General features: G+C 46.3%; 16 protein-coding genes. All 16 read left to right on the top strand.

All coding sequences use genetic code 11. From position 1 onward, the window contains the following. The first annotated feature begins 24 nt into the window (after window positions 1-24). The 16 genes from ACLM7Z_RS12745 to ACLM7Z_RS12670 all read left to right on the top strand — a co-directional run bounded on the left by ACLM7Z_RS12745 (window position 25) and on the right by ACLM7Z_RS12670 (window position 22,357). Window positions 25-1,464: an aminoacyl-histidine dipeptidase gene (locus ACLM7Z_RS12745; protein ID WP_087017764.1), complete on the top strand. Its 1,440-nt coding sequence runs from the start codon at window positions 25-27 to the stop codon at window positions 1,462-1,464. Between the two features lie 400 nt (window positions 1,465-1,864). Then, complete coding sequence (locus tag ACLM7Z_RS12740; protein ID WP_435645271.1) at window positions 1,865-6,850, top strand: immunoglobulin domain-containing protein; 4,986 nt, start codon at window positions 1,865-1,867, stop codon at window positions 6,848-6,850. Window positions 6,851-7,129: 279 nt separating this feature from the next. Next, window positions 7,130-7,636, top strand: a complete 507-nt coding sequence (locus tag ACLM7Z_RS12735) for a hypothetical protein (RefSeq protein ID WP_435645270.1) — start codon at window positions 7,130-7,132, stop codon at window positions 7,634-7,636. A 275-nt stretch (window positions 7,637-7,911) separates the two neighbouring features. Then, window positions 7,912-8,118 (top strand): hypothetical protein, encoded by a 207-nt coding sequence (locus ACLM7Z_RS12730; RefSeq protein ID WP_435645269.1) that lies wholly within the window; start codon window positions 7,912-7,914, stop codon window positions 8,116-8,118. After that, window positions 8,115-10,187 (top strand): M14 family zinc carboxypeptidase, encoded by a 2,073-nt coding sequence (locus tag ACLM7Z_RS12725; protein ID WP_435645268.1) that lies wholly within the window; start codon window positions 8,115-8,117, stop codon window positions 10,185-10,187. The genes ACLM7Z_RS12730 and ACLM7Z_RS12725 overlap by 4 nt, the downstream gene beginning before the upstream one ends. 653 nt (window positions 10,188-10,840) lie before the next feature. Then, window positions 10,841-11,593, top strand: a complete 753-nt coding sequence (locus ACLM7Z_RS12720; RefSeq protein ID WP_435645267.1) for a YveK family protein — start codon at window positions 10,841-10,843, stop codon at window positions 11,591-11,593. A gap of 3 nt (window positions 11,594-11,596) precedes the next feature. Next, window positions 11,597-12,376 carry a CpsD/CapB family tyrosine-protein kinase gene (locus ACLM7Z_RS12715; RefSeq protein WP_435645266.1) on the top strand — a complete coding sequence of 260 codons (780 nt, stop codon included), beginning with the start codon at window positions 11,597-11,599 and terminating at the stop codon, window positions 12,374-12,376. Then, window positions 12,363-13,067 (top strand): CpsB/CapC family capsule biosynthesis tyrosine phosphatase, encoded by a 705-nt coding sequence (locus tag ACLM7Z_RS12710; RefSeq protein WP_087019839.1) that lies wholly within the window; start codon window positions 12,363-12,365, stop codon window positions 13,065-13,067. Before ACLM7Z_RS12715 ends, ACLM7Z_RS12710 begins: the two co-directional genes overlap by 14 nt. Window position 13,068: 1 nt before the next feature. Further along, window positions 13,069-13,956, top strand: a complete 888-nt coding sequence (locus ACLM7Z_RS12705) for a hypothetical protein (protein WP_435645265.1) — start codon at window positions 13,069-13,071, stop codon at window positions 13,954-13,956. A 140-nt stretch (window positions 13,957-14,096) separates the two neighbouring features. Beyond that, entirely contained in the window at window positions 14,097-14,783 is a 687-nt protein-coding gene (locus tag ACLM7Z_RS12700; RefSeq protein WP_407922958.1) for a sugar transferase, read from the top strand. Between the two features lie 294 nt (window positions 14,784-15,077). After that, the gene (locus ACLM7Z_RS12695; protein WP_087019844.1) at window positions 15,078-16,163 is read left to right on the top strand and encodes a glycosyltransferase; all 1,086 of its coding nucleotides are present in this window, start codon (window positions 15,078-15,080) and stop codon (window positions 16,161-16,163) included. A gap of 107 nt (window positions 16,164-16,270) precedes the next feature. Then, on the top strand, window positions 16,271-17,509 hold the full coding sequence (locus tag ACLM7Z_RS12690) for a nucleotide sugar dehydrogenase (RefSeq protein WP_087019994.1): 1,239 nt from the start codon (window positions 16,271-16,273) through the stop codon (window positions 17,507-17,509). Between the two features lie 245 nt (window positions 17,510-17,754). Then, complete coding sequence (locus ACLM7Z_RS12685) at window positions 17,755-18,672, top strand: glycosyltransferase (protein WP_087019847.1); 918 nt, start codon at window positions 17,755-17,757, stop codon at window positions 18,670-18,672. Between the two features lie 57 nt (window positions 18,673-18,729). Beyond that, window positions 18,730-19,872, top strand: coding sequence for an EpsG family protein (locus ACLM7Z_RS12680; RefSeq protein WP_087019850.1), 1,143 nt, complete (start codon window positions 18,730-18,732; stop codon window positions 19,870-19,872). After that, the gene (locus ACLM7Z_RS12675; RefSeq protein WP_242969828.1) at window positions 19,853-20,968 is read left to right on the top strand and encodes an ATP-grasp fold amidoligase family protein; all 1,116 of its coding nucleotides are present in this window, start codon (window positions 19,853-19,855) and stop codon (window positions 20,966-20,968) included. Before ACLM7Z_RS12680 ends, ACLM7Z_RS12675 begins: the two co-directional genes overlap by 20 nt. A gap of 195 nt (window positions 20,969-21,163) precedes the next feature. Next, window positions 21,164-22,357 carry a polysaccharide pyruvyl transferase family protein gene (locus ACLM7Z_RS12670; protein WP_435645264.1) on the top strand — a complete coding sequence of 398 codons (1,194 nt, stop codon included), beginning with the start codon at window positions 21,164-21,166 and terminating at the stop codon, window positions 22,355-22,357. Window positions 22,358-22,359: the final 2 nt, after the last annotated feature.

The raw sequence follows: 22,359 nt of genomic DNA, 5'->3' as shown, positions 1-22,359 counted from the left end.
TTTCTATAAAAAGGAGCATTTGATATGGCAGTTCTTGAAAATCTGGAGCCGAAACGTGTGTTTGGCTTTTTCGAGCAGATGTGTGCAATTCCGCATGGTTCCGGCAACACAAAGGCAATCAGTGACTGGCTGAAGGCGTTTGCCGATGCGCGTGGTCTGGAAGTGCACCAGGACAGCATGGGCAACGTCATCATTATCAAAGAGGCATCTGCCGGCTATGAAAAGGCAGATCCCGTGATTTTTCAGGGTCATATGGACATGGTGTGCGAAAAGGCACCCGGCTGTACGAAGGATATGCAGACGGAAGGGCTTGACCTCGTGACGGACGGCGATACGGTCTATGCAGAGGGCACGACGCTCGGCGGCGACGATGGCATTGCTGTAGCAATGGCGCTGGCGATTCTGGATGATCCGGAGATACAGCATCCGCGCTTTGAGGCGGTATTTACAGTAGATGAGGAAATTGGCATGCTCGGTGCAGTTGATATCGATGTCAGCGCGCTGAAGGGACGCCGCATGATGAATCTCGATTCCGAGAATGAAGGTGTTTTTACCGTCAGCTGTGCCGGCGGCAATATTTCCCGCTGCATATTGCCGGTGACGCGCACGCCGTTTGACGGCACGGTGCTCCGCCTGACTGTCGGCGGTTTACAGGGTGGACATTCCGGCGTTGAAATCGACAAGGGGCGCGGCAATTCCAACATGTTGATGGGCCGCGTGCTGTATGCAGTCAGCAAGGCGACAGATATGCGCCTGATTTGCGTGAACGGCGGTCTGAAAGACAATGCCATTTCACAGGAGACTGTCGCAGTGATCGTTGCTGCGGATGCAGACTCGGTCAAAACGGCCTGCGCACAGATGGAAGCTGCACTGAAAAATGAGTATCGTTCCACCGACGCCGGTGTTTTCACGGCTGTCGAGCAGACAGAGGCAAATGCACTTCCCATGGATGCGGCGGGCACACAGAATGCGCTGTGCCTGCTGACCTGCGCGCCCAATGGCATTCAGGCGATGAGCCATGAAATCGACGGACTGGTGCAGACATCGCTCAATCTGGGTGTACTCAAAACGGAGGAACAGCAAATCAGCGCGTCGTTCTGTGTGCGCAGCAGTGTGGAAACACAGAAGCAGATGCTGGTAGACCGCCTGTCCTGCCTGATGTCCGTTTTGGGCGGAAGTGTCGAGGTGTCCGGAGACTATCCGGGCTGGGAATTCCAGAAGGATTCCGCGCTGCGCGATCTGATGGCAGAGGTGTACACGGAGCAGTACGACGAAGCTCCTAAGATTGAAGCGATTCATGCCGGTGTGGAATGCGGCATGTTCGCAGGCAAGCTGCCAGGGCTGGACTGCGTTTCGTTTGGCCCTGATCTGACGGAAATCCATACGTTCCGTGAACGTATGCATATCGCCTCTGTCCAGCGCACCTGGAAACTGGTTGTGGAGATCCTCAGACGGATGAAATAACGCACGCAATATTATTGTATGCAAATTGTGAAGCAGTGATCTGCCGCGAAGACGGGTCACTGCTTTTTTCTATTCCACAAGAGATACAAATTGCAGCGCGCTATTCCATGTTTTTGTAAAAAAAGGAAGAAAAGATATGAAATGGCAGGTGAATACATTGAAAATAAATAGTGGACATTTCCTGCAATATATGGTAATATGGGGCTACGAATAGTTAAAAATCACCGGTGGAGCAGGATTGGGGCTGCGGATTTATTTTTTGTTGGATTTTTGGGATAATTGGGAGAAAAATGTGGAAAGATTTGGGCAGCCCTGGCCATTCACCATATGCTTTATCATATGTTTTATCATATGTTATTATATATAAATCTTACTATACTTTAATGAAAGGACAGGGAAGATGAAAAATCAGTTAAGGAAGTTTGTCATCGGACTTCTGGCAATGGCAATGGTGGTAAGTACCATTACTCCCGCTGCATTTGCCGCTCCTTCCACAACAACTGACACAGAGGACAACTCAGAAGAGACTTCGATCAGCTCGACTGAGGAAATCAATCGTACCTCTGCGAAAATTGTTGCATCGTTGGATGACAGCGAGGAAGCAACCGAGGACAGCGAAGCAAAGTCGGTAGTTAAAGATGCAGTCTTTAACAATTACAATGACTCCACAGATGTCTCTGACCACAGTATTTCTTCGGAGGAAATGGACTCCGCAACCGAGGAGGTACTGGAAGAGAATAACATGACCGGATTGGTTGACGTTACCTATGAAACCGATTCGGATGACAATGTTACCACGGTCAACGTCGAGATGGATAACCGCATTTCTCTTGCGGCAGATGAGCTGGAGGAAAAATCCAACGTATATAATCTGACGGACGAGCAGGCACAGAATCTGCTGGGGCTGTATGCGCAGTATATTCAGAGCCTTGAGGAACATGCGGATATTTACGGTGTTCAGGTAGCGTACAACACCACGAAGGATACCAATGCAAATCCGATTGGCTCTCTTCTCGATATTGCAAGCATTCCGGAAACCGGTGCCGATTACGATACCATGGCAGGTCTGGTACAGATCTACTACCTGGCTACCGAATTCAGCGCCCAGGCATATGGCGATCAGATTAAGAAAGTCAGAGATCAGGCGCTGGCATCGCTGGATGACAGCATGACGGATATTCAGAAGTATCTGGCACTGAATGACTGGCTGGCAAATTACTGCAATTTCGCTATGGCGTCCATTATGGAGGATTCGGCGAAGATGGAAGCACCGGAGCCGACCGAGAGCGACCTTTATAAGACGGCGTATCAGTGCATGTACAACATGATTCAGACGCAGGTACATGACGGATACTATGATGCCCTGGTGGATCAGTACGGCGAGGAGCAGGCAGAGGCAATTGCAACCGCAGAGGCTCAGAGCTATATGGAGGATCAGACGGATGACCCGAATGGCAATGGTTCTCAGCAGGCAGCTTCTACTGCCGATACCATCGTTGGCCTGTGGGAAAGCACACAGGTTGGCGCGCTGGTTGGCAGAAGTGCAGTATGCTTTGGCTATGCCAATGCATATGCGTATCTCGTTCAGTGTGCATTCCCGGAAGTCTATGTGAAGGACGGCGGAAGCATCGACACGGCTTCCGACTGGAAATCCTACAAGGAACTCAACTATAAGCTGAATGCCGATGGTACGCCGGAAACCGATGAAAACGGCGACTGTGTCTGGAGCGCGGACAGTGCTGCGATTATCGACGAGGTTAAGATCATTTACCAGACTGAGTCCTCCATGTTTGGTGAGACGGGTGATTTCGATTCTCCTCACTACTGGAACGCAGTCAAGGCAGATGGTAAATGGTATTATGTTGACCCCTGCTATACCGATATCTATATCGAATGCATGAACCGAGACCGCGTTGAGACAGACGGCAACATGAACCATTTGTATTTCATGTTCAGCGATACGTCTGCACGCAAACTGTACGACGGATATTTTTCCGACATTGTTACCCTGTATCAGGATATTGCAACCGATACGACCTATGAGGATGCATGGGTAGCTTTCATCAAGAGCCAGACCTATCAGGTTGGTGATCGCGCGTACTATCTGTATGATTCCACCAATATGCTGGAGATCATGGATCAGTATGGCGATTATATGAAGAATACCGGCTCGAACAGCACCACCAGAAGCAGCACGAAGGCTGCGGACGATCCGTATGGAGACATTTTTGGTGATACTGAGCTGAAGGTTGTTTATCACGACACGAAACTGGCAGATTCGGATGATTCGTATGTAACACTGGTTGATTTCAACAACGGCCAGACCTATAATCCGTCCTCCAATGCAATGGTTGACAACGATTTGATTCAGTCGCTGTATGCGGAGTATACAGAGGCAGCGGAGCAGTATCCGTCTATTGCGATTTCTACCGCATACTATGATGGCAAGGTATACTTCAGCCTGTCCAACTGCATCCTGTCGTATGATCTGGAGAGCGGCAAAGTAGACAAGCTGATCGAGTACAATAAGGTCAGCGGCAAGCGCGACATGTCTGTAGCACTGGGCGGCATGGCATTCACCATGACGGATGATGAGACCGGCGCAAATACCATTACTGTGGAAAATCCGCCGATTGCTGATATGACCATCAAGGATGACGGCAAGATGTATGTTTCTGTCGCCACCCGTTATGGCTACGCCTCCGGCAAGGCTCCGTATACGGATGCGGACGGCACCAGCCACGGCATTATTGAAGATGACCGCAGCTTTGGCTATCAGTTCGCAGAAACCAACTACAATCCGGATTACAATACCTATTACTCCAGCGATGATGAGACCAACGACAATGATGAGTTCATGTGGAGTGCAAACATTGTCGGTACCATTGAAATGACGCATCTGACTGGCACTGACCATTCCTACAGCGAAGTTACCGTGCCGGAAAGCTGCACAGAAGGCGAGCATACAGTAAGCTGTTGTTCCGAGTGCGGCCTGATTCAGGAATCGTCCGAAGAGAGCCAGGCAGAGGGCGGCGATACCGAGCCTTCCACAGAGGCACAGGCTGACGAGTCTACGGGACATGGCCACACATATGTTAAGTATGATGAAACTTACTATACCAAGGATAGCGATGGCAACCGGAATACCGGCACCTCCTATGTATGCATCGACTGCGGCAAGAGCTTTGACGCAGATGAACTGGATGACAACAAGACCGATGCAGATACGGTATATAATGACATTGCGGCCGGGTTGGAACTGAGCGGCGAGAAGTCTGAAACCTGGATTCATTCTGCGGATTATACGGAAGCTGCTCTGTACAGAGTTCCGGTTGAACTGAAGGATCATATGTTCGACTGCGTATGGGACAATACGACCATCAGCACCCGCACGGTAGCAGATGTGGCTCAGGCAGGCAATTGTGTTGACGGACTGACCTACACCTATACCGCAAATGTTGACGGCCAGAATTATACGCATAAAGAATCGGTTACGCCGGGGACGCATACGTATTCTGTGGAGTGGACCTGGGCAGATGATTGCTCTACCGCAACCGCGAAGCTGACCTGTGACCGCTGCGGCGCAACAGCAGAGGAAACTGCAACTGAGGATGCTCAGACTATCACAAAGAGCGGCTATACTGCTGCGACCTGTGAGGAAGACGGTTCTATTTCCTATAAGGCAAAAGTTACACATGACGATGTAAACTATGTAAGCACCAAGACACTGACCATCCCGGCTACAGGCCATAGCTATGGCGATCCGGTATGGGAGTGGGTTAAGGCAGATGACGGAAGCTACACGGCAACTGCAACCTTTACCTGCAAAAATGACGACACACATGTTGAGAAGCGGGATGCAACACTGACGGTTGAAACGGACGAATCCACCGGTGAGCAGAAGTATGTTGCAACCGTAGAATTCAACGACACAACCTATACAGACGAACATGAGAAGGAAGTTATGATTACCTCTCAGCCGGGGGATTATACCGGCGAGATCGGTACAAAGGCGACCTTCACGGTTGTTGCGGAAGGCAATGGCCTGACCTACCAGTGGCAGTATCAGAACGGTGGCAAAACGACATGGCAGAATTCTTCCCAGAGTGGCTGCACGACCGATACACTGACTGTCCCGATTACGGAAGCACGTGATGGTCAGAAGTATCGCTGCATTGTCACCGATGCAGGCGGAAACAGCATTACTTCCAGCGCGGCAACAATGCATGCAACGGCAGCAACGCCGAAGATCACGATCACCTCTCAGCCGACGAATGTCAGCGGCGCGGTTGGCACAAAGGCTGTCTTCACTGTTGAGGCGGAAGGCAACAGCGAGCTGACCTACCAGTGGCAGTATCAGAACGCTGGCAGCACCTACTGGCAGAAATCCTCTCAGAACGGCAGTACGACCAAGACGCTGACGGTTTCGATTACTGCGGCACGCGATGGTCAGAAGTATCGTTGCGTCATCTCGGATGTGGACGGCAATACTGTCACCTCCGATTCGGCAGCAATTGAGGTAGTTGAACCGACCACTACAATTACGATCACCTCTAATCCGGTCGATTACACCGGCGCGCTTGGTGAAAAGGCAACCTTCACGGTTGAAGCTACGGGTGAAGAGCTGACCTATCAGTGGCAGTATCAGAACGCCGGCAAAACAGTATGGCAGAATTCTTCTCAGAGCGGCAACCAGACCGCAACACTGACGGTTCCGATTACGGCGGCGCGCGACGGTCAGAAGTATCGCTGCGTCATCTCGGATGCAGCTGGCACAACTGCGACCTCCGGTGAGGCAACGCTGTTTGTCAAGACGGTAGATACGCAACTTGAGATCACTGGTCAGCCGGAGGATGTTTCCGGTGCAGTCGGCGAGCAGGCAGCATTTACTGTTGAGGCAGCAGGCGAGGGTTTGACCTATCAGTGGCAGTACCAGAACCCTGGCAAGAGCTACTGGCAGAATTCTTCTCAGAGCGGCAACCAGACCGCAACATTGACCGTTCCGATTACGGCGGCACGTGATGGCCAGAAGTATCGCTGCATTATCACCGATGCAGCAGGGAATTCGGCAACTTCTGATGCGGCGACGCTGACTGTTGTAACGAAGATTACGATCACAAGCCAGCCGGTAGACTTCACCGGTGCGGTTGGTGACATGGCGACCTTCACCGTCGAGGCAACTGGAAACAGTGACCTGACTTACCAGTGGCAGTATCAGAATGTTGGCACCAGCTATTGGCAGAATTCTTCCCAGAGCGGCAACCAGACCGCAACGCTGACTGTTCCGATTACGGCGGCACGTGATGGTCAGAAGTATCGCTGCGTTATCACGGATGCGGACGGCAACACAGTTGCTTCCAATGAGGCATCGATTTTTGTTGAATAAGTCGGGCTCTGACCGGAAGGCGACCTGTGAAACAGTTGAATTTATAGAAAAGTAAACAGCGGGGCGGGCATATTGTCTGCAAATAAACATCCTGCATGCTATATTCGTATAGTGTGCAGGATGTTCTTTAATTTATCAAAATATATTGCAATGCTGTCGATAGAATGGTATAATAAAGACGATTTAAATTGTATGAATCACAGAAAGACATAGCTGTTTTTCTGTGGGAGAAGAGGTTGGATTTATGCTATATTGCTATAAATCTAGGAGGATTGCATTATGAAACGTAAAATTCAGGTGATGATCTTGGCTGCATGCATGGTGCTGGCCGCTGGCTGCGGCTCGAAAGATTTATCAGACTCCGTAAACGATGCCGCCACTGCCGATAATGGCTCTGCTGTGATTGCCAGTGAGCCCGTTGCGGGAACGCCGTCGTTAAATGTCGAAAATGACACCTTTACCTTTGAACAACTGGCACGCCAGGCTGGGGCAAAGGAAACAGATGTATTGGCGATGCTCGGTGCCAATGAAAAAAGCGATTCGTATTCCACGACCCTGTTCGGTGAGAGCGTAACGGTTGTTCTGACCAGTGAAGGCGATACTGTAAGCGCGATCAAATTGACTTTCGTAGGGACAAATGCTGACTCACTCATCAATGCCATTGCTGAAGAACTGGGTCAGGATGGCGAAAACACAGATGACATCACAACATGGACGTATCAGAACAACACCGTTACGTTGACCAAGGATAATCAGAACTGTGTTGTCAATATTACAAAGGCATAAGCGAGATCCCTGTAATAGGATAACATAAGAAGCGAGTATCCCTTATCAGCGAGAACAGAAAATAAAAAGCCGATCGAAGCAGTATGATTGCATAACTGCTCCGACCGGCTTTTTTGTGTTGATAGCAAAAGAACGCCTGATAACGGGATGTCCGGTCAGTGTTGACTTTGATTTATGCCAGCGCTCTTTGTTAACAGTTTTGAAATTTATTACAGTGGACAACTCGTTCAGTACGATTATTATTACAGTATATTTTGTTTGAAAGGAATGGTCATATGATTTCTACCATTTGCTATGATTATCTGCATGATAATATAGTTCGATTCGACCTTTGTGGTCTTTCATCAGATCCAAAGCCTTTTCCGAATTTCGGGAAGAGAATGATTGCAAACGGAAGTTCGTTTATCGAAATGGATACCGGTTCGCTATATTTTTTTGATGAGGATGGACAAAACTGGTTAGAGTTTGGAGTGAATACATGATGGTTGATATCATTGCGCGTGGGATGGCGGCAAAGGCGCTTCAAATCGGTGCCCCAACGGACGAACAAATTACGGACTCGCTTTCCGTGTTGGCGGAAAATGGAAAGATTACCACAGGTGCGACTGCCGCACAGGCAGAGCAGATCGAGAAGAACACACAGGACATCCGTTTATTTACAGAAGAACTTGAAAACAATATCAATTCACTCTCTCTGTGGGAAAGCGGACAGATCAATTCGGATGGAACGAACAATACAAACAACACCCGAATCCGCACGATCAGCTACATACCCGATAATGTCATTCGCGTCAAAGCGGACGATCAGGCAAATGTCAGGGCACAGTTGTATGCCGCAGACGGTACATTTGTGAAGGTGTCCGATCTTGGATTTACACAGGATTTTTTGGTTGCAGATGTGCTGGCAGAAGATGCGCAGGCATCAAAAATTCGGTTGACTGCCAGACACGTAAAAACGACGACGGCGATTGACACAGATTATGCGGAACATATTCAGCTGCTTACTCTGACGGACACGGAACTGACTGCCGCCGGAAAGTCGGCAGACGCAGCGGCAACCGGTGCGGCGATTGCGGCGCTGGAAAAAACAGACAGCGACCAGCAGTCACGAATCTGTAGTATTGACCATATCCTGTCCCCGGTGTGGGAACAGGGTCACATCAAGACTGCGGATGGTACAGACGGTTTGCCGACTGCAAACAGTTTTGCCCTGCGTATCCGAACAGGCTTTCTGCCGGAAGATGTGCAGAAGATCACAACGTCCCGGCTGGGATGGCTGTATCTGTTCCGCTATGACAAAGACGGAAATTTTGTGGATTATATCGATTACGAGGCGTCAGCAGAGGTGACCGATTTCGACCACAGCCAATATTTATACCGTGCGATGCTGCGCGACGGCTTGGATTATGGCGCTGCGACGGATCTGTCCTACACGGCGTATGTCAAAATCGAAAATAAGATCAACCGACCGCTTGTGCGGTTTGAAATCGACTATACTATGCGCGATGTATCCGGCGATTTGTCTGGCGTGGATTTATCTGCCGACACCCTGTCGGAGAAAACGCTGGAGCAGGTGTACAGTCTGTTTGACGGGCTGGTTACAGCGTATCCCGACTATGTGACAAAATCAGATGCAGCGGGGCTGTGCAGTATGACATACCCCGATTATGCCAACGGCGTATCGGGCAGCAGCATCTATGCGGATACACCGGCATACAAGACATATCTGTACACCCTTTCTGAATCCAATGCATCTGCCGGAAATGATGGCACGTGCAAAAAGGCAAAGCTGCTGATTGTCTGCGGTGTGCATGGAAATGAATATGCCGCACCATACAATGCCTATCTGTTTGCAAAGCAGCTGTGCGACAGCGTTTTGACAGACGAAAATTTCTTCAAGCTGCGGGCGGCCTTTGATATCTATATCATCCCGTGTCTGAATGGCTATGGCATGTACCACGGACTGCGCGGCAATGCCAACGGAGTAAATATCAATAGAAATTTCCCTGTTGAGGACTGGAAGGTGCGGAGCGAAGATACGAAGGACACAGCAGCGAACAATTACAGTGGCCCATCTGCCGGAAGTGAATTTGAAACACAGCTCGTCATGAACATAACGGATTTGATTCAGCCGGATATGTGCATTGACCACCACAACTACAACAAGGAAAAATGGCAGTTCTATACAACGGTATGTGATTACCGATGGATCGGGCTGATGTATCAGTCGTTGGTGGACTGTTCGTGCGCATTCAAAAAGAACTATCCGCAGTATTTCGGAACCGGATTTTCCCTTCTGGTAGATAAATCCGGCGCGGCGCCATCCAGCGTGTCGAAGGATAAGACGCTTTGTACGGCGTCCAAATGGTGGTATGAAAGCGGTATGACATTCGCCGCCACAGTAGAAGCAGCCGTGTCAATCAACTATACCGACGGCGTTTATACGGATTCCACTACAAATTACTACGGTATGGACACGTTATCCGTCGCAGAATATACGCTGCGCAATGTGATCCTGCATGCGGGGCAGTACGTGTTGGATAATCGATGATGCTGGCATGAGTAGAACGAGACAGCTTGAAAACAGGGAACTGGCTCTGGCAAAATAAACTTATATTTACAGCAGTCATGTCATACTCCTTTTCAGGGAAACAATGCATAAAAGCAGAGTTTCTCTGGAGAGGAGCATTTTTATGCACAATAGAGGGAGAAAACGCACAAGCCAGTGCAGTGATGTGGAGTTTGATTGTAGCTGTAAAGGGAAACAATGGGACTTCATTTTGCAGCGAATGCGGAAATTCTGCCCAAGCAATGTAACTTTATGGAAGGAAATCTAGAGAATTGCGTTAAAAAAACTTTTTTGTGTAATATTATTTATTTCTTTATTGCTTTTTGTATATTTCGTGTATTGACACAGGAAATAATATTTTATAGAATTTTAACGGTATACATATTGACTCAGTAATATAAAAAGTTGGTTTAATCCACAATTGGATACAGCGATTTGAGGTTTTCTCTTGCATCAGATGTGGAGATGTGCCAATTGACAGAAGAAATCTTCCGATTTCTGTCAGACAACTACGGAGAGACTTTTAGAAACCGTTAGTTCTGAAAATGTTGTGAGGACTCTATAGAATATTAGAAACATTCCGGAAACTTTGTGATATCTGGAATAAGCTTTTTGGAAGGGGTAAGGAGAAAGTAATGGAAATAATGCAACATGACACGGACGAAATTGATATTAATTTCTTAAAATTATTTCATATATTATTAAGTAAGCTGCATATCATTCTTCTTTGTGGCCTGCTTTTTGGTCTGCTTGCGTATGGAGCTGTTTATCTGCTGATAACGCCGAAATATATGGCGAGTACAATGCTGTACGTAAACAATGCTTCCACAAAGGAAAATACCACAACGATTACTCAGAGCGATTTGTATGCCTCTTCGCAGCTCGTAAATACATATTCTGCTATCATTACCTCTGAATCTTTTCTGGGACAGGTAATCGTAGACGCAGATATTGATCTTGAGGTGGAAGAGCTTGCAAAGCAACTGGAAATTGAGTCTGTGAATGATACAGAAGCATTTAGAGTAACTGTCATGAATGAAGACCCGAAGGCTGCCGCTCGTATTGCCAATGCGATTGCGGATATTGCACCTACCCAGATTCCTACCATCGTAGACGGCAGTTCTGTAAAGGTTATTGACTATGCAAGTATCCCAACAGATATTGCGAAACCGAACTATCGTAAATTCACATTGATCGGAATCATGCTTGGTCTCTGCATCAGCATGCTTGTCATTCTTTTGAGAGAAATTATGGATACGACGATTAAATCGGAAAGTGATCTGGAAGAATGGAATCTGCCAACTCTGGGAGTTGTGCCTGATTTTGCAGAAGCAAAAAAGCATAAATCATATGGATATAGCTATGGAAATCAAAATGTAGGGAGATAAATGATGATAGGATCAAAAAAGCGTGCGGGAAATGCTGGTTTTACAAATCAGGTAGAGTATTTGCTGACGGATACCGTTCCCTTTGCGATTCAAGAAGCATATAAAATGATTCGAACGAACATTATTTTTTCGATTCCCGATCAGAAATGTAAGAAAATTTTAGTAACAAGTGCGTTGCAGGGTGAGGCGAAGAGCACCACGGCTGTTAATGTGAGCATTGCATTTGCGCAGAATCAATCGCGGATATTGCTGGTTGACTGCGACCTGCGTCTGCCTACAGATGCGAAGAAGCTGAATGCACAACAATCGCCTGGTCTGACGAACCTTCTGGTTGGAATGTGTACGCTGGATGAAGCAATACAGCAGTTGCCCAGTGGTCTTGATGTGCTCGCTGCAGGAGATATCCCGCCCAATCCGTCGGAATTGCTTGGCTCGCCGCGTATGGAGCAGCTCATGAAGGAATTGGAGAGCAGATACGAATATATTATTCTCGATACTCCGCCGATTTGTGCCGTTGCAGATGCGACGATTCTTTCTAAAATGGCATCCGGTGTGATTTTGGTTGTGCGTCAGGGAATTGCAACACGTGAAAATGTCAATAATGCGCTGGAAAAGCTGAAAGTTGCGAATGCCAAAGTTCTCGGCATAGTTATGACCGGCGCAGCAAATGAAAAGACAAAAAGCTATAGTAAAGGCAAGGGTTATGGGTATGGATACGGATATGCAGATAACTATGCCAAGGCACAGATGCAAATAGGTGATCAGAAAAATGAAAGTCATTGATTTTCATTCCCATATTCTGCCAAATATTGATGATGGAAGCAAAGACATCAATATGTCTATGGAGATGCTGAAACGTTCAAAGGAACAGCAGATTGATGTAATGATTGCAACGCCGCACTTTTATGCGGACAGCGATACGATAGAACATTTCCTGAAAAAACGAACGTATGCGTTGAAGCAGCTGGAAGACAATATCGATTTTTCAGCTCCCAAAATTGTCAGTGGTGCAGAGGTATGTTTTTTTGCCGGAATCGGGCGGGCAGATAATATTGAGGAGTTATGCATCGGAAGCTCTGACCTGATGCTGTTGGAGATGCCATTTCGAGCATGGTCCAAAGGGGATCTGCGTGAAGTCGAACGATTGCTGAATCGCGGGATCAGACCGATTATTGCACATCTGGAACGGTTTTATCGGTTTCAAAAAGATAAGGAATTGATACAAGATTTGTTCGCTTTCCCGGTACTAATCCAGGTGAATGCAGAATGCCTGCTGTCTTGGAAGGATCGGCGGCGCGCCATCAAGCTGTTTCAGAGCGGGCAGGCTCACCTGCTTGGCTCGGACTGTCACAATCTTACGGGTAGGCCGCAGAATCTGATGGAAGGCCGAGCCATGCTGGAGAAGAAAATAGGACGGCAGTTCCTGAATCAGATGGATCAGTTGGGCGTATCACTGTTAAGAGAGGATATTTAAAATGCGGAAGGTGCTTGGATTTATTGGCTGCATCGTCCTTGCAGGCAGCCTGTTTGCGCTGGACTACTGGCAGGGGCATAATAATAAACTGACTTCGGAACAGTTGAAACAGGATAATGCGGAAATTCAGCAGCTATTAAATGAAAAATCACAGTTGGAAAAGAAGCTGGAGGAAACCGCACAGCAGGAAACCACGCAGGAGACTCAGGAAATATCGGGAGCCGTTCTTTGCTTTCATTCTTTGGACGAGAGTTTTTACACGGAAATTTATCCTGTTGTAAAAGAAAAGGTCGATTCCGGTATTCTGATCTTGGAGGATGGCAAGCTTCCAGGTGATAACGATTATATTTCCGCACAGGCTTTTTCTGAACTGATTGAGGATGGCTGGGACTGTGCCGTTTCTATTGAACGAACAGCGGATGCTTCTCAATGGCAGACCAATATCAAAAATTATTTAAATGCATTGAGTGCCAGAGTTTCTGCAAAACCGACAGTATATTATTTTCCTTCGGGAGGATGCAGTGAAAGCGATGCGCAGATTTTGAAGTCTCTTGGATTTGAAACTGTACTTTGTCACGAAGAGACAACGGAGAAGACCATAGGGGGACTGAATCTTGTCCAGCTATATGGATATAATGATTCGGCTGCCGTAAATAACGTTTTAGCCAATCCGGGCAACTGTGGCTTGGAGATTTGGGTAAATTGGGATAATTCGATCCGTACGCGTGTACGTTATACGGAAACCGCGTTGCAGCGCTTATTGAACAGCAGTACAATAACATTCAAAGGGCTGGAAGAGCTGCTCGACGAAGACCAGGTTGTTACATCACAAACTGTAGAGGAACGACTTACAGAAATAGATCAGTTGCTTGATGATCTGTACCATTGAAAGCGGCGTTTCATATGAAAGGCTGGAGTAGGTGATCTCAAACAGTGCATTTTATAAATCATGCGTGTGAGGGAACATCTTGGGCTTTGGAAGAGTGAGGAAGAGGTTAGATGGAATTGGCAGAGATGATGGCGGTTGATATGGAACAAATGAACAGCAACGTCAGTTTAAGCGGTGAAAAACGAATCTATATCGACCGAAAAGAGCAACTGCACAGAAAGAGAAGATATTGGATACTCAGACGAGTGCAGGATATTCTGCTTTCGGGGATTGGTTTGATTATTCTTTCTCCAATTATGCTGCTTATCGCTTTGGCAATTTGCATTGATGATCCGCATGGCAGCCCGATTTTTACGCAGATTCGGTGTGGAAGAGACGGGAAACTGTTTAAGTTTTATAAATTTCGCAGTATGTGTGTGGATGCGGAAGACAAGTTGGTTGAATTGCTCGGGAGTAATGAGATGGATGGCCCTGCATTTAAGATTAAGGACGATCCACGCATTACGAAGATTGGGCGCATTATTCGGAAAACAAGCTTGGATGAACTGCCGCAGCTTTGGAATGTTTTCAAGGGAGATATGAGCATTGTCGGCCCACGACCGGCGCTGCCCAGAGAGGTTGAACTGTATGATGATTATCAGCTTCAACGCATGTATGTTCAGCCGGGGCTGACCTGTTACTGGCAGATTCAGCCGCGAAGAAATGAAATTTCCTTTGAGGACTGGGTTGCTCTTGATATCAAGTACATACAGGAACGAAGTTTCTGGATCGATTGGAAAATTATTTTCATGACAGTTGGAGCAGTGATAAGGGGCGAAGGAGAATAATTTCTGCTCAGGAGCGCAGGCAGGAGCCTCGATACATCGTACAAACCCGAATGCCATAGGCAGGATATTTTATATTTCTGACAGAATGCCAATATGCTAATAGAGAGTATCCCGCGCATATTAGCCTGCAAGCCGATGTCAATTGACAGCAAGCTACAGGCTTTTTTCTTTTGATTTTTTGCGGAAAAAGTAGCTGATACATGGCAGCTGACAGGGGGATGATATACCTTTGCCCAGAGGTGTTGATATTCCTGTAGGACAAAATAGTGAAATCAGGAACCGGAGGAGACAGACATGGCTGAAAAAAGAAAGACAATTTTGTTTGTGGTTGAGGCCATGGGCGGCGGCGTGTTTACATATGTTGTTGACCTTGCAAACGAGCTTGTGAAGACATATGATATGTATATTGCATATGCGGTGCGCAGCCAGACACCGGCGAATTATAAGGAACAGTTCGATCCAAGAATACAGATGATTGAGGTAAAAAATTTTGTTCGTTCGATCAATCCCCTGAAGGATATCAGAGCCTTTTTTGAAATCAGAAAAATCGCGGACAGAGTTCAGCCGGATATCATTCATTTACACAGCAGCAAGGCTGGGGCACTGGGGCGTTGGGCATTCAATGGAAAGAATACCCCGATTTTTTACACACCGCATGGATACAGCTTTTTGATGCAGAATCAAAATGCAGCAAAGAGGCTGTTGTACAAATTGGTGGAAAAAGTAAGCGGTCAACGGAACTGCACCACCATCAGCTGTAGCGAAGGGGAGCACAGGGAATCATGCAGACTGACCCGGCATGCAACCTATGTAAATAACGGAATTAATGTTGACAAGCTGAAAAATGTGCTGGATTTCGTTACAACAGAGAAAGAACATCCGTTTACTGTGTTTACGCTTGGAAGAATATGCTATCAGAAAAACCCTGCATTATTTAACAAAATTGCGCTGGAACTGCCGGATGTGCACTTCGTCTGGATTGGCGATGGAGAAATGCGTGCGGAGCTTTCCTCGCCTAACATTGAAATAACCGGCTGGGTAGAAAGAGAACCGGCGCTTCAGCATTCCATGCAGGGTGATGTATTTGTACTTACCTCTCTTTGGGAAGGGCTGCCGATGTCTCTGCTGGAAGCTATGTATATGCGGAAGCTTTGCATCGTCAGTGAGGTCATTGGAAACCGGGATGTCATTCATACAGGGGAAAACGGATTTGTCTGCCGAACAGCGGAAGATTTTGTAAAGGCAATCCGGGAGGCACAAAACGGCGATACAAAGGGCTTGATCGAGAAAGCCTACGCGGATATTATTGAAACATATAATACAAATGCCATGGCCAGACATTACAGCGACATTTACAGGGAAGCATTGCGTTCTTGCTGAAAGATACATTTCAGCGCTTCGGGCGCGGAACGATGCAGTACAAAGCCATCAGAGAAGCGGTTTTCCTATCCATTTCTCTGTCATATAAGGAGAATAATATGAGTCATTTGAAGATTGCTGTTGCTGGTGCCGGCTATGTTGGATTGTCTCTGGCAGTTTTGCTGGCGCAACAGAACGAAGTTACAGCGGTTGATGTAGTGCAGGAGAAGGTTGACGCAATCAATCAGCGGAAATCGCCGATTCAGGACAAAGAAATTGAAGAATATCTGGCGACAAAAGAACTGGATTTGACTGCGACGTTGGATGCAAAAGCGGCATACACAGATGCAGATTTTGTCGTGATTGCAGCGCCCACAAATTATGATTCTCAAAAGAATTTTTTTGACACTTCGGCAGTGGAAACGGTCATCCGATCGGTTATAGAAAGCAATCCGCAGGCAATTATGGTGATTAAATCCACTATACCGGTTGGCTATACAAAAGCAATCCGTGAGAAAACCGGAAGCGAAAATATCATTTTCAGCCCGGAATTTTTGCGGGAAAGCAAAGCTCTGTATGATAATCTGTATCCGAGCCGGATTATTGTCGGCACCGATCTGGAAGACGAACGGCTGATGCAGGCTGCCCGTACCTTTGCCGGTCTGCTTCAGGAGGGTGCGATAAAAGAAAATATTGATGTGCTGTTCATGGGCTTTGCGGAAGCGGAGGCAGTCAAGCTGTTTGCGAATACGTATCTGGCGCTCCGTGTATCGTATTTTAATGAGCTGGATACATATGCTGAAATGAAAGGATTGGATACACAGCAGATTATTCAGGGAGTCTGTTTGGATCCCCGCATCGGAAGCCATTATAATAATCCGAGCTTTGGATATGGTGGATATTGTCTGCCCAAGGATACCAAGCAGCTGTTGGCAAACTATAAGGATGTTCCGGAGAATTTGATTCAGGCCATTGTGGAAAGCAATCGGACGAGAAAAGATTTTATTGCAGATCGTGTCCTGAAAACAGCAGGCTATTATGGCTATGATGATGACAATGAATTTGACAGAGCGCACGAGAAGAAAGTGACAATTGGTGTGTATCGCCTCACGATGAAGTCAAATTCCGATAATTTTCGTCAGAGCTCCATACAGGGAGTCATGAAGCGGATCAAAGCGAAGGGGGCTGTCGTTATCATTTTTGAGCCGTCGTTGAAGGATGGAGAAACCTTTTTTGGAAGCGTTGTTGTCAACGATTTTGAACTGTTCGCAGCACAGTCGGATGCCATCATTGCGAACCGTTATGACAGTTGTCTGGACGCTGTACGGGACAAGGTGTACACGCGAGATGTCTTTGGAAGAGATTAAATGCCATCTGAAAACCAGAAAACGAAGAATATTGCGCTATGGCGCGGGGAGTTCGATGCAAGATTTCTTGGAAACCTTTGTGGATTCCAGGGGATTTTAACGAAGAAAATTCTGCCTTGCCGAAATAGTCAAAATTTCTGACTTTATCAGATCCGCCCTGACGGAATAGTGGAAATATATGCAGAATATTCATTCACAAAGCTGTATGGGAAGAATCGTTGTACAATAGAATGAGGAGATGACCAATGAATAATCCATTGATTAGCGTGGTAGTTACGACACATAAGAGGGAAGTAAGTGAGATTCGGCGGGCGATTGACAGCGTTTTGAATCAGACGTACCAAAACCTCGAACTGACGATTGTAGATGACAGCCCGGAGAGTTATGAACATCGCAATGAAGTGAAAGCATTTTGCGAGAGTATTTCAGATGAGCGGGTGACATACATTCAGCATGAAAAAAATTCCGGAGCCTGTGTTGCGCGGAATACCGGACTTGCGCACAGCAAAGGTGAGTTTATTTCCTTTTTGGATGATGACGATGAATTTCTTCCGTTTCGCATGGAAAAAATGATTGGCTATTTTTCCGATCAAAATGTTGTATTGGTTTATGCAGATGCAGCCATGTACCAAAATGGAAAATATGAGAACAAAAACTACTCCGATCTTCAGAAGCCACGCACCGGACAGGTTTATGATGAAATTATGAAAGCGGATTTCATTGGATCAACATCCATGGCAATGCTGCGGACAGATATTCTGCGCAAGGCAGGAGGTTTTAATCCGGAAATGGAGGCATGCCAGGACTGGGAAACCTGGATTCGTGTTGCCCGGTATGGCGAAGTAGCATATTGCCCGGAAGTGGTATTTAACTACTATGCGTATGATGGCAATGGCAAGGATGCCCGAATCACCAACGACACCAATCGACGCATCCGAGCAGTGCGACATTTGAATGAGCTGCACGCGGACTATTTGAAAGAACATAAAGACGCGTTGGCGGTCAGAAAAGCGTATGAAATGAGATTGCACATTAAAAACAGTGACATCAAGAGTGCTGTTGCCTGTTACCGGGATGTCCTTTCTGCAAGACCGACTGCGATCCTCAGCAATCTGATTCTGCTCAAGGCGTTTGGAAGACTGTGGATTAAGAAAAAACAATAACCGGCAAGAGGGCATGATTCCTGCACGGTGATATAGATTAGGGTGGGAGAACGATTCATGGCGATATATGTAGCAACATTTGCAGCTTCAGTGCTGTTTCTATTTATTTCCAGGAAATTGAGGTACAGGCAGTTGAGGCAGCTTTGTGTGATAACAGGCATCCTGATCCCTGCTGTTTTGGCCGGATGCCGGGCGTCGACGATCGGCGTCGATGTTATGGTATATGGTATACCATCCTTTCAGCAGGCGCTCAAGAGCAGTAATATCATTGATTTTTTGGGCCGACAGACATTACAGGGCAGTACGGATTGGGGCTTTAATGTCATTGTATATGCAGTTTCTCTGCTTGCCAAAGACTATCACTGGAGTCTGTTTGCCTATGAACTGATTACAGTTTGGGTGATGTATCTTGGAATGTCCCGCATGGAAAAGCAATATGGTACGCCGGTGTGGTTGGGAATGCTCCTGTATTATCTTACCGTATACAACGCCTCGTTGAATATCATGCGGCAGGCAGTTGCTGCCAGCTTTGTATTTTTGGCATTTACATATCTGACCACCAAGGAATATAAAAAATATGCTGTTTTGATGGTGATTGCTTTTCTGATGCATTCTTCCGCTGTGATTGGCCTTGTGATCTTGCCGTTATACCTGATTCTTCAGGTTCAGAACGGAAGCAGTGAGAAAAAGCAAATTTTCCGGGGGCTATTCGTCATTGCCGGGGTCATGCTCATAGTGGCAGTTGGACCGCAGCTTGTTCGGATGTTAGTCCATATGGGATTATTTCGGGAGAATTATCTCAACTATTTACAGGGAGGAAGATACTCTACTATCTCGCAAGGCAGATCAATTTCTATTGCGGAGTTGGTTATTCAATTGGCATACATTGGAATTTTTATCCTATATTACCGTATTTTAAATCGAAAAAACATGCAGGGATTGTTTTATCTGATGGTTTCCGGAATGGTTCTGGCAATCACTTGCTTTAGCCCGTTGTTCGCAGAATATATTTCACGAATGAGTTATTATTTTATCCCAATGCAAATGGTTGGATTGGCGAATACGTCACTGTGCTATCGGAAAAGCCGCAGAGGTACATGGACTGCTTTGATTGTTCTGTTTGTATTTGCTACATGGCTGAGAACTTATGTTTTCCTGGGGTATCATGCGACAGTTCCGTATGAATTCTTTTGGCAATGAGCCGGGATACCGTGCGAATGCGTGGAGTACGGCAGAAATATTTTACAATGAGCCGGAATGTCAAGGGATTCGTGCAACGAATGATTCTCGGGGTAAAGAACGGATCAGATTTAAGATAAGGGTGAGAGTTGTTTTGGCATATGATGGAATAAAAAAGAAATTTCCTTTTTTGTACGAAGTATATCTCTGTGTGAAGAGCCGAAGGCAATTGTCTCAAAATATGGCGAATACAAAACGAATTCACGCTATGACAAAGAAGGAATTGGAAGCATATGATGCGGCATTGTATCAGGAGTGGACGGGAAAAATCCTGAATTGGGATGATTTACAGACGTTCACGGAAAAAATGCAGTGGGCCAAGCTATATGACGATGATCCACGGAAGGTAGTCTGTGCAGATAAAATTGAAGTACGAACGTGGGTCGCTGACAGAATTGGAGAAGAGTATCTGATTCCGTTGATTGGAACATGGGATAGGTATTCTGATATTGATTTTTCAGCATTACCGGAACAGTTTGCAATGAAAACAAACCACGGAAGTGGTGATGTGGTTGTTGTTCAAAGCAAGAGTCGAATGTCTGTAACAGACAAAATTGATATGCGGCGGAAGATAGAAACCGCCCTGAAAATGGATTTTGGTGCATACCTGTGCGAAATGCATTACAGCAAAATAACACCGCGCATCTTGGCAGAGCAATATCTTGTGTCAGAGGAAGGAGACCTGAGGGATTATAAATTTCAGTGTTTTGATGGAGTGGTAAAGTATTGCTATGTGGATTTTGACAGATTTCATCAGCACAAACGAAATGTATATGATTTGGACTGGAATTTGCAGGATTGGAACACCGGAGAGTATGAAAATTATTCCGGTACGATAGAAAAGCCTGCCAATTTTGAGAAAATGATTGCCATAGCGGAGAAGCTCTCCGCAGGTTTTTCACAGGTACGTGTTGATTTATATAACCTGCATGGCAGGATTTATTTTGGCGAAATGACCTTTACCAGTGCAAGTGGATTTCGTACGTTTTCCTCACGTGAAGCGGATCTGATGCTTGGCAGCATGTGGAACTTACCTATGGACAAAAGCGATTCGTAATCTGGCGCCTGCCTCCCTCTTTTGTGTTTGTTTATGCGGCTGTTGTTGCCGCATTGTACATTTCGCTTATCCCAATGGAAGCGCAGCAAACCGCTCCGGCAATGGCAGGTATGTCGGATCACTGCTCCTGAATGATATCTGCGGGCGCATAGCAGATGGTTGATAAAGTAAGGTAAAGAGATAGGGGAACTGAAAATGAAAAAAACAGCGATCGTTTCATGCTATTTCCAACATAATTACGGGAGTATGTTACAGGCATATGCTACACAGATGGCTCTGGATCAGTTGGGATATGAGAACGAGACAATAGATGTTTCTGGTTTTAATCATGAAATGAAAAAGGCAAAGCTGCTTTACTTTGCGAAAGCCAGTCTGACTTCAGACATCCTGCTTTCTAAAATGGGCATGGCAAAAAGTGTGCTGATCCGAAAGTTTTCCAAAAATGAGTACGCTGTCTTGTCCCAAAAGAGGAATCAGAAATTTGATGCGTTTTCTAAAAAATATTTCAGATTGTCTCCGGTCTATTCCTCTAAGGCTGAATTGGGGGAGAAGTGTAAAGATAACTATTCTACAGTCCTTGTTGGCAGTGACCAGCTGTGGCTTCCGGGTAATATTGCAGCAGATTATTATACATTGAATTTTGTCCCGGATACGGTAAACTCCATCGCTTATGCGACAAGCTTTGGGCAGTCCGTACTGCCAAAAGATTCTTCTGAAAAAGCGCGTGTGTTTTTGAAGAAAATCAAACACATTGGTGTACGCGAAGAATCCGGACAGAAGATGGTAAAAAAACTTTCCGGAAGAGATGTGCCCGTTGTCTGTGACCCAACATTGCTCTTTACCGGCGATGAATGGATGTGCATACAGAAAGAACAGGCAATTGTGAGAGAACCATATATTTTTTGTTATTTTCTGGGGAATAATCCGCCACACAGAGAATTCGCCAAGAGGTTGAGAGAAAAAACTGGCTGTAAGATTGTTGCTCTCACACATTTGGATGAGTTTGTGAAGAGCGATGAAGAGTATGCTGATAAGAATCCGTATGATATAGATCCTGCGGACTTCCTAAATCTCATTCGCAATGCATCCTATGTATGTACAGATTCCTTTCATTGCTCTGTTTTTTCCATGCTCTATAAAAGGACATTTTTTGCATTCAGACGATATTCCAGAAAAACTAAGTCCTCTACGAACGGCAGGCTGGATACATTGTTTCAATTAGCGGGTATCCAGGGGCGCATTCTGAATGGCGAGGAGGATATTCAGGAGTGCCTGGACAGGAAGATCGACTATGAAAAGGTTCATCAGAATTTGCAGAAAATGAGAGAAAAATCATATCATTATTTAGTGGCGGCTTTGGAGGATAAGGAGAGTACCGATTTCGATTAAAC

The sequence above is a fragment of the Butyricicoccus porcorum genome (assembly GCF_051246315.1).
GTDB lineage: Bacteria > Bacillota > Clostridia > Oscillospirales > Butyricicoccaceae > Butyricicoccus_A > Butyricicoccus_A porcorum.
Note: the sequence above shows the minus strand (reverse complement) of the source record. Positions and strands in the feature narration are given on the sequence as shown.

Bases quoted from the DNA above. Each gene is read 5' to 3' on its own strand.
- ACLM7Z_RS12745 (WP_087017764.1), top strand. From the start codon at position 25: ATGGCAGTTCTTGAAAATCTGGAGCCGAAACGTGTGTTTGGCTTTTTC.
- ACLM7Z_RS12740 (WP_435645271.1), top strand. From the start codon at position 1,865: ATGAAAAATCAGTTAAGGAAGTTTGTCATCGGACTTCTGGCAATGGCA.
- ACLM7Z_RS12735 (WP_435645270.1), top strand. From the start codon at position 7,130: ATGAAACGTAAAATTCAGGTGATGATCTTGGCTGCATGCATGGTGCTG.
- ACLM7Z_RS12730 (WP_435645269.1), top strand. From the start codon at position 7,912: ATGATTTCTACCATTTGCTATGATTATCTGCATGATAATATAGTTCGA.
- ACLM7Z_RS12725 (WP_435645268.1), top strand. From the start codon at position 8,115: ATGATGGTTGATATCATTGCGCGTGGGATGGCGGCAAAGGCGCTTCAA.
- ACLM7Z_RS12720 (WP_435645267.1), top strand. From the start codon at position 10,841: ATGGAAATAATGCAACATGACACGGACGAAATTGATATTAATTTCTTA.
- ACLM7Z_RS12715 (WP_435645266.1), top strand. From the start codon at position 11,597: ATGATAGGATCAAAAAAGCGTGCGGGAAATGCTGGTTTTACAAATCAG.
- ACLM7Z_RS12710 (WP_087019839.1), top strand. From the start codon at position 12,363: ATGAAAGTCATTGATTTTCATTCCCATATTCTGCCAAATATTGATGAT.
- ACLM7Z_RS12705 (WP_435645265.1), top strand. From the start codon at position 13,069: ATGCGGAAGGTGCTTGGATTTATTGGCTGCATCGTCCTTGCAGGCAGC.
- ACLM7Z_RS12700 (WP_407922958.1), top strand. From the start codon at position 14,097: ATGGAACAAATGAACAGCAACGTCAGTTTAAGCGGTGAAAAACGAATC.
- ACLM7Z_RS12695 (WP_087019844.1), top strand. From the start codon at position 15,078: ATGGCTGAAAAAAGAAAGACAATTTTGTTTGTGGTTGAGGCCATGGGC.
- ACLM7Z_RS12685 (WP_087019847.1), top strand. From the start codon at position 17,755: ATGAATAATCCATTGATTAGCGTGGTAGTTACGACACATAAGAGGGAA.
- ACLM7Z_RS12680 (WP_087019850.1), top strand. From the start codon at position 18,730: ATGGCGATATATGTAGCAACATTTGCAGCTTCAGTGCTGTTTCTATTT.
- ACLM7Z_RS12675 (WP_242969828.1), top strand. From the start codon at position 19,853: ATGAATTCTTTTGGCAATGAGCCGGGATACCGTGCGAATGCGTGGAGT.
- ACLM7Z_RS12670 (WP_435645264.1), top strand. From the start codon at position 21,164: ATGAAAAAAACAGCGATCGTTTCATGCTATTTCCAACATAATTACGGG.